Origin of the sequence: Thermococcus sp., assembly GCF_027063845.1 — an archaeon.
In the GTDB taxonomy this organism is placed as follows: Archaea; Methanobacteriota_B; Thermococci; order Thermococcales; family Thermococcaceae; genus Thermococcus.
In genome coordinates this window covers 1-6,268 of sequence record NZ_JAMOQU010000071.1, presented here as the reverse complement: position 1 = coordinate 6,268, position 6,268 = coordinate 1, and the positions used below count along the sequence as shown (strand labels likewise).

Here is a 6,268-nt window from a genome sequence, read left to right as displayed (position 1 = left end):
GAAGTGAGAGAAAGCCTGGCGAGACAGTTGGGAGTGAGAAAGGAGAGAATCTCAAGGAGCATGGCGGTTAAGCACCTCTATCACCTGAGCAAGCAGGTGCTGAAAAAATCATCGTGAGGAGTTTTCTACCGATTTCTGCCGTTTTCTCCCTTTTTCTGGTTCAGTGCTTAAATACTCTCAGGCCTTATTCTATGCCGAGGCCTCACGGCCTCAAAGCGAGAGCTTGAGAGGTGAGGAGAGATGGAGTGGAAGGAGATCTTTACGGGAGACTTCCTCGTGAACATGCTGAGCGTTCTGGCCGCGCTTTACATCTGGGAGAAGTTCCTGAAGAACAAGGTCTGAAGGCGAGGCAGTAAAATCAGGAGGTGAGAAGAGTGTATAAGGTTAAGGAGACTCTTGATGACGTTCTTACCCTTCAGGTGAAGTCCATCGACCTGCCGAGGAACGGCGTCATCGACAGCATTGCTTTGCTTGCTAAAATCACCCTCAGCAATTCCGGAACTTCTGACGCTACCGTCAGCATGGAGGACGTTCTCAAGGCCATCAACGAGATTCGCGTCGTCAGCAATGGTAACGTCGTCCACTACGCGCTCAGGGGAACGGACATTGCTTACCTGAACATCTACGACACTCACGGGAAGGCGCTTAGCCTCGACGATACGGTTACCGTTCCAGCCGGCGGGAGCAAGGAGGTTAAGTTCCTCATCGTGCTTGACGCCGGCCAGATTCATGCACTCATAAAGGATCAGCTTCAGATTCGCGTGGACTGGAACACTAACATAACGAGTGACGTTAGCGTTAGCGACGCTTCCATCAAAGTCACTCTCGACAAGGAGGTTTACGAGAGCGCCGAGGATTACGCGATGACTTACGCTGGTGCGGAATACGGTGAGATCTTCATTGAGGAGCCGAAGGTTTATGCCATCGAGAAGAACTTTAACGCGCTCGGCGAGCTGACTGAGGTCTTCGAGCTCCCGGTCGGTTCGGTCCTCAAGCGTGCACTCCTTGTGTTCTACAACGATGCCGGGGAGAGAGCTGACATTGTGGACAAGTACGCGCTTGTCAGGACTAGGCCTGCAAGGATACAGCTTTACAAGATCGACTACGAGACGAGCAGGGAGCTGGACAAGGTTCAGTACAAGCTTCCGAGCGTTCCAACCGGTATGACTATGTTCGACTATGACAGGGAGGTCGTGTTCGGAGGCCTTGACCTCCGCGAGGAGGCCAGCGGAACCTTCAAGATTGCGCTTAAGACCAACGCTGCGGGTAAGATCCGCTACATCAGCCACGAGGTCGTTCCGCAGGTCAAAAGCCTTTGAGGCGATGGGGATGGCGAGGAAGAGGAGGAAGTCTCACCGGCGGACTTCCCACCGGAGGAAGACCCGGAGGAGTAGGAGACGGAGGAGGTGAGTTAAATGGCGATGGGTAGGCGCATCATGACTTCTCTCCCGTATGGACTTGCTTTTGGAACTCTCTTTTACATTATCGGAGGAGTGGCGCAGAACGTGTTCCCGAGCATTACTCCGGAACTTGCAGCAGCGGTTGGCTTCACTGCAGCGGTTACGATTAACCTTGCTGAGAAGGAGTACCAGGAGCAGAAGCAGGCTTGACTTCTCTTCCTTTTCATGGTTTTGTTGCTCAAATCAGCTGGCTAAAATCAGCCGGTTTAAATCAATTTTCGTGGGGTGGTAAAATTGGAGGTTAGGGACTTAAATGAAGTGTTGAAGAACCCGCAGATATTGAAGAGGTATGATTACATAACCCTCTCTTATTCTCCACGTCCTGGCATACATTCAGGCTTTGGAGCGCCGGGATGGCTGGCTGTAAATCGCATTAAGAATGGGAAGTTTGATGGAAAGTGGGAGATTGATTATATCCTAGCGAGGAAAGGTAAGTATTACGTAATGTACAAGCGTCTTTCACGGCCTAAACCAGCGCCAAAGCCAGCACCGAAACCTTCAAAGGATGTAATTCCCGCAGGGAGGATACTTCCAGCTCCGAAGCTACCGCTAAAGCCTATCTCAAAGGTTGGTGGGTTTAAGGACCAGAATCAGCATGTTCTCCCTACCAAACCGGTTCCTGGGGAGCCAGACATTACACTACCAGATACAGAGACCTTGAAGGAACGTCCATATCTTTTGAAGAAGTTTGATAGAGTTGGTATAAAACTCACGGATGGGAGGACCATATACACGAGCGGCTTTTATGCATACATCCAGCTGGCAAACAACAAGATCAAACGGAGCGACGTTGAGAGAATATTTGTGCCGGGGAGGGAAAGATCCCAGATTCCGAAGCCTCCTCACAGTGTGATTCCTGAAAAGGGAGTAATCTCCCGGCCTAAACCGGCACCAAAGCCAATTCCCAAACCTACTAAACCAAAACCGAAACCCAAGGAGTCACCTGTTCTCAAAAAGCTTGAGCAGAATACTGGAGTGAAGAATGTTCCTGCGCCAAAGCCGCCTGAGAAGGAACCGTCGGTTATCCCGAAACCACAGCCTGTTGTTAAGCCAGCGCCTAAACCAGCTCCAAAGCCAGCACCAAAACCACCCACTGGCGAGGCAATCAGGATAACCACTACTGCAGTGCAGCCTCAGCGTAGAGATGAGCTGCTGAAGTACTTGGTAATAGCACTCATTATCCTTGCACTCGCGAAGAGGTGACAGTTATGGCAGAGGTCATTAAAGTGGACTCAGGCGGAGGTTACGGACAGCTTCTTCAGATTCTCCTCTACTTCATCTCGTTTATAGCAATCATTTACGCACTCTACAAACTCTTCGGCCTGTTCAAGGACCTAGGTCACAAAGTGGAGGAGTGGATTCACAACGCTAGGGAGATCTTGGATCCATCGGATCTTCCAAACAGGGTGGAGCAAACTGCCAGGGACATCGAGACGATCATTAAAGGAACGATAACGGGTAAACAAAACACTCCTGAGTACAATGAGGCCATGAGCAACCTCCACTATGGCGGTGCAGAGTGGGAGCCTGGAAAGGTTACACTGCCTAAAGACTTTCACAAGACCGGGGAGATCAAGAAGTACGGCACGAAAGTTAAACCAGGCGAGACTAAGACCTTTGCAGGCGGCTGGTACACTGAAACGGTAGTGAACAACGTGGTCAAGTGTCCTTACGCTGGCGGGGAGCTGATGACCAAGGAAGAGTGCTTAGCGAGGAAGTACGGCTTCTCGGATTACGCGAACTTCAAGGCGTGGCTGGATTCGGTCAAGTACAGGCTCAAGCTTGAGGGGAAGGACCCGAGCAGTATGAGCCTTGACCAGCTGGTTCAGTGGGGGAGAAAGTTTGACGCGGAGAAGAAGGCTAAGGAGAAGAAACAGCCTCAGCCACAGCCGACTCTTGAGAGAAGGAGCAACTCAAAGTGTGAGATCCCCGCTGATAAAGCCGCGAAGATGAGCGAAAAAGAGATGTGCGAGTACGTGGCGAAGAACTGTCCAGAAGCGCTATCTCATCCCTCTTGGAGAAGGACCTGTTCTAAGTACGGGATAACTCCCCCAAGCACCTCAAGGCTAGTCCCGGCCTACAAGTCCAGAGGGAGTCCTACTGAATACTACAAAGAGAGAGCCGAGAAGTATCTGGCCAAACCTGGAAAAGTCTATTCTCCACCAGTGATCAGGCATCCAAACATTTACGCGAGGTGAGAGCATGAGGCTGGATAAGGATACAATCATTCAGGGGTTCATTCTCTTCCTTTTGTGGATGGCCTTCCAGATTGAGTTTAAGAAATTCCTAGAGCGGGTGAGGTGAAATGACTCCGGATGAGCTCGCGATAGTGAGCGCGATAGTTACTCCAGCAGTCACTGCACTTCTCACAGCTTACGCAACCTCAAAGGCGAATGAGAAAGTTCTCCGGAGCATTATGGACCGCGTGGACGAGCTTGAGGACCGCATTTTCAACCACGAGCAGAGAATAAGCCGGCTTGAGGGAAGGGAGGTGAGAGTGTGACCAGGAACATTTACCTCGGCAGACGCGTGAAGGACACTGGCAAGAAAGGCCTCGACAACCTCAGGGAAGTTCGGGACATCTGCAAGGCTATTCTGGAGGACTACAAGCGTGGGAGGATTCCCTACGCTACCGCCATGAGGCGCTTGGTCTTTCTCCGCACGACGGTGATTAAGAGGAGCGAGAAGCTGGTCGGGAAGAAGAGGAAGGCTTACGCGATTGTGAGGAAGTATGAGGAGAGATTAAGGAAGCTTAGGAGGTGAGAGAATGATTTTCCCGTTTACTGTGAAGATTCCCGCGAATACTAACGTTGATACTCTCCTTGGAGAGTTTGAGGTTCCGGATGGATACCTAACTCACATTTATATTGACATCCCAGCGGGTTGGAGTCTCACGGCTGGAATAAGGTTCGAGACTGAGGATGGAGTGAGAATTCCGAGGGATACCGGCCTTGAGCGTTACTTTACCGGCGACGATAGCAATCTCGACTTCTGGTACTCCATCCTGCCAGTCAGGCAGGGGAAAATGAAAATCTTCGGAGTAAACTACGACTCTAACGACCACTACATCACCGGCTATCTGGAAATTCTTACACCTGAAGAAATCGAAATACTGCGCTACATTAACGGAGGGTGAGGGGAATGCCGGTTAAGGAGCTAAAAGGTCGGAAGGACTTCTCCCACCTTAATTATACGGAAGTGGGATCGAACATTAAGCCGGTCAAGGCAGAGGACACGGTGGATCCTGAAACGGGGAGCCTTGCACCGATACTCTATTCAGCAGTATGGGATGTGGACGCTACACAGTCCCAGACGGTTACACTTGACACGGAAAACCGCCAGTTGCTGGAGGTTTATATGAGATCCACGACTTCTCCAACGGTTCATATGGACGTTTCACCGGACGGAGTGAACTGGATTGAGGACGTGCACACTTGGAGCGGGTATACCTCAATTAGTGAAGGGTTCTACAATGCCTCACGATACGTGAGGATCAGAACTGAGCCGGCGGGGAGTGCTGGGGACAAGGTTACGATTGTAATAATGGCAAAGTGAGGTGATGAGAATGCCGTTTAAAGCAGGAGTCTGGCCAATCCCCAAAGCACGCGTTAAACTTCCCGAACCAGCTACAAGTGATTACATTATCCCCAATAATGCAACCGCATCATCATCTGCTATCGAAGAAACTATTATAGGTTCTTTCGACGATGGTACAACAGAAGATTTTACCATATACGAAGTAGATCCCGATAACTATGTTACAGTCTCTCTTTCTGTGTTAGACAGTGGATATTATTCACCTAAAAAACTCTACATATCAATCAATTCGTCAACTGGTTCTAGCAATTATTATAAAGCAGGAGTACAAAAATCAATAAATATAGATCCAAAAGATACTACTCTTGAAATGGCCTTTGCAATAACCAACAGCACTGGAACTGACACGTCTGCGCGATTAATTGTTGAAGTAGACGATGGCAGTAATACTACTGTTCTATATGACTATCATGGCCAACTCGTTCCTACATGGAAAAAAATATCTATGGATGTATCTTCATTAGCAGGAACTTTTACTCTCCGCATATATTTCTATCACATTTATGCTCCAGGAGTCACAACCAACATCAGTCTTGACGAAATTAAACTTCTTAGACCAACAACTCCATATGTTTATGACAACGAAACTACAGCATTCTGGAAACCTACCACCTCCAATTCTGGAGAATGGATTTATGTTGACGCAGGCGCACCAAAGATCATCTCCGGGTTGAGAGTTTACTGGGGTTCCAACGTGCCGAACGCGTTCACTGTGGAAGTCAGCACGGACGCCACAAACTGGACACCGGTTTACAAACAAAAATCCCCACCCCAACCCAACTCATGGCAGGAAATCGGGTTCTATGCCACTTACGCAAGGTACATCCGCATCTACCTCGACGACCAGGGAGCCAACCCGGTCGAGATCGGGGAAGTCCAATATTACTCCTCGCTTGTCGAGAGAGTTGCAAGCGAGCACGGTCATGGTTCTGGTCCCGAGCCTTGGATGCGGGGTGCAAACGTGCGCTTGAGGTACGTGAGCAAGTTTGCCAACATCCAGTCAAGGATAAGCAGTCTTCAGAGGGACTTACAAAAATCAAGAACTGTAAATGTGAAACACGTCCAAGAACTCACTGGAATCGTGCAGGACCTTAAAGAGCTGGTAAAACTCCTTCATATGTCTTGAATTCTTTTTATTGTGAGGTGAGCTAAATGGCGTCGAGGGTTAAGCGTGAGAGTGAGAAGCGTAAAAAGTTAGCGGAGCGAGTGGC

9 protein-coding genes are annotated in these 6,268 nt (G+C 49.5%); all 9 read left to right on the top strand.

Translation table 11 applies throughout. From position 1 onward, the window contains the following. Positions 1-374 precede the first annotated feature (374 nt). The gene (locus tag MVO87_RS04850) at positions 375-1,319 is read left to right on the top strand and encodes a hypothetical protein (protein ID WP_297552400.1); all 945 of its coding nucleotides are present in this window, start codon (positions 375-377) and stop codon (positions 1,317-1,319) included. 96 nt (positions 1,320-1,415) lie between these two features. Further along, positions 1,416-1,610, top strand: coding sequence for a hypothetical protein (locus MVO87_RS04845; RefSeq protein WP_297552398.1), 195 nt, complete (start codon positions 1,416-1,418; stop codon positions 1,608-1,610). 84 nt (positions 1,611-1,694) lie between these two features. Further along, positions 1,695-2,663: a hypothetical protein gene (locus tag MVO87_RS04840; protein ID WP_297552396.1), complete on the top strand. Its 969-nt coding sequence runs from the start codon at positions 1,695-1,697 to the stop codon at positions 2,661-2,663. 5 nt (positions 2,664-2,668) lie between these two features. Beyond that, positions 2,669-3,658 carry a hypothetical protein gene (locus MVO87_RS04835; protein ID WP_297552394.1) on the top strand — a complete coding sequence of 330 codons (990 nt, stop codon included), beginning with the start codon at positions 2,669-2,671 and terminating at the stop codon, positions 3,656-3,658. Positions 3,659-3,765: 107 nt separating this feature from the next. Beyond that, complete coding sequence (locus tag MVO87_RS04830) at positions 3,766-3,963, top strand: hypothetical protein (RefSeq protein ID WP_297552392.1); 198 nt, start codon at positions 3,766-3,768, stop codon at positions 3,961-3,963. Then, complete coding sequence (locus tag MVO87_RS04825; protein WP_297552390.1) at positions 3,960-4,223, top strand: hypothetical protein; 264 nt, start codon at positions 3,960-3,962, stop codon at positions 4,221-4,223. Before MVO87_RS04830 ends, MVO87_RS04825 begins: the two co-directional genes overlap by 4 nt. Before the next feature lie 4 nt (positions 4,224-4,227). Beyond that, entirely contained in the window at positions 4,228-4,596 is a 369-nt protein-coding gene (locus MVO87_RS04820) for a hypothetical protein (RefSeq protein WP_297552388.1), read from the top strand. A gap of 5 nt (positions 4,597-4,601) precedes the next feature. Then, positions 4,602-5,015, top strand: coding sequence for a hypothetical protein (locus MVO87_RS04815; RefSeq protein ID WP_297552386.1), 414 nt, complete (start codon positions 4,602-4,604; stop codon positions 5,013-5,015). Between the two features lie 4 nt (positions 5,016-5,019). Continuing rightward, complete coding sequence (locus tag MVO87_RS04810; RefSeq protein ID WP_297552384.1) at positions 5,020-6,183, top strand: discoidin domain-containing protein; 1,164 nt, start codon at positions 5,020-5,022, stop codon at positions 6,181-6,183. Positions 6,184-6,268 lie beyond the last annotated feature (85 nt).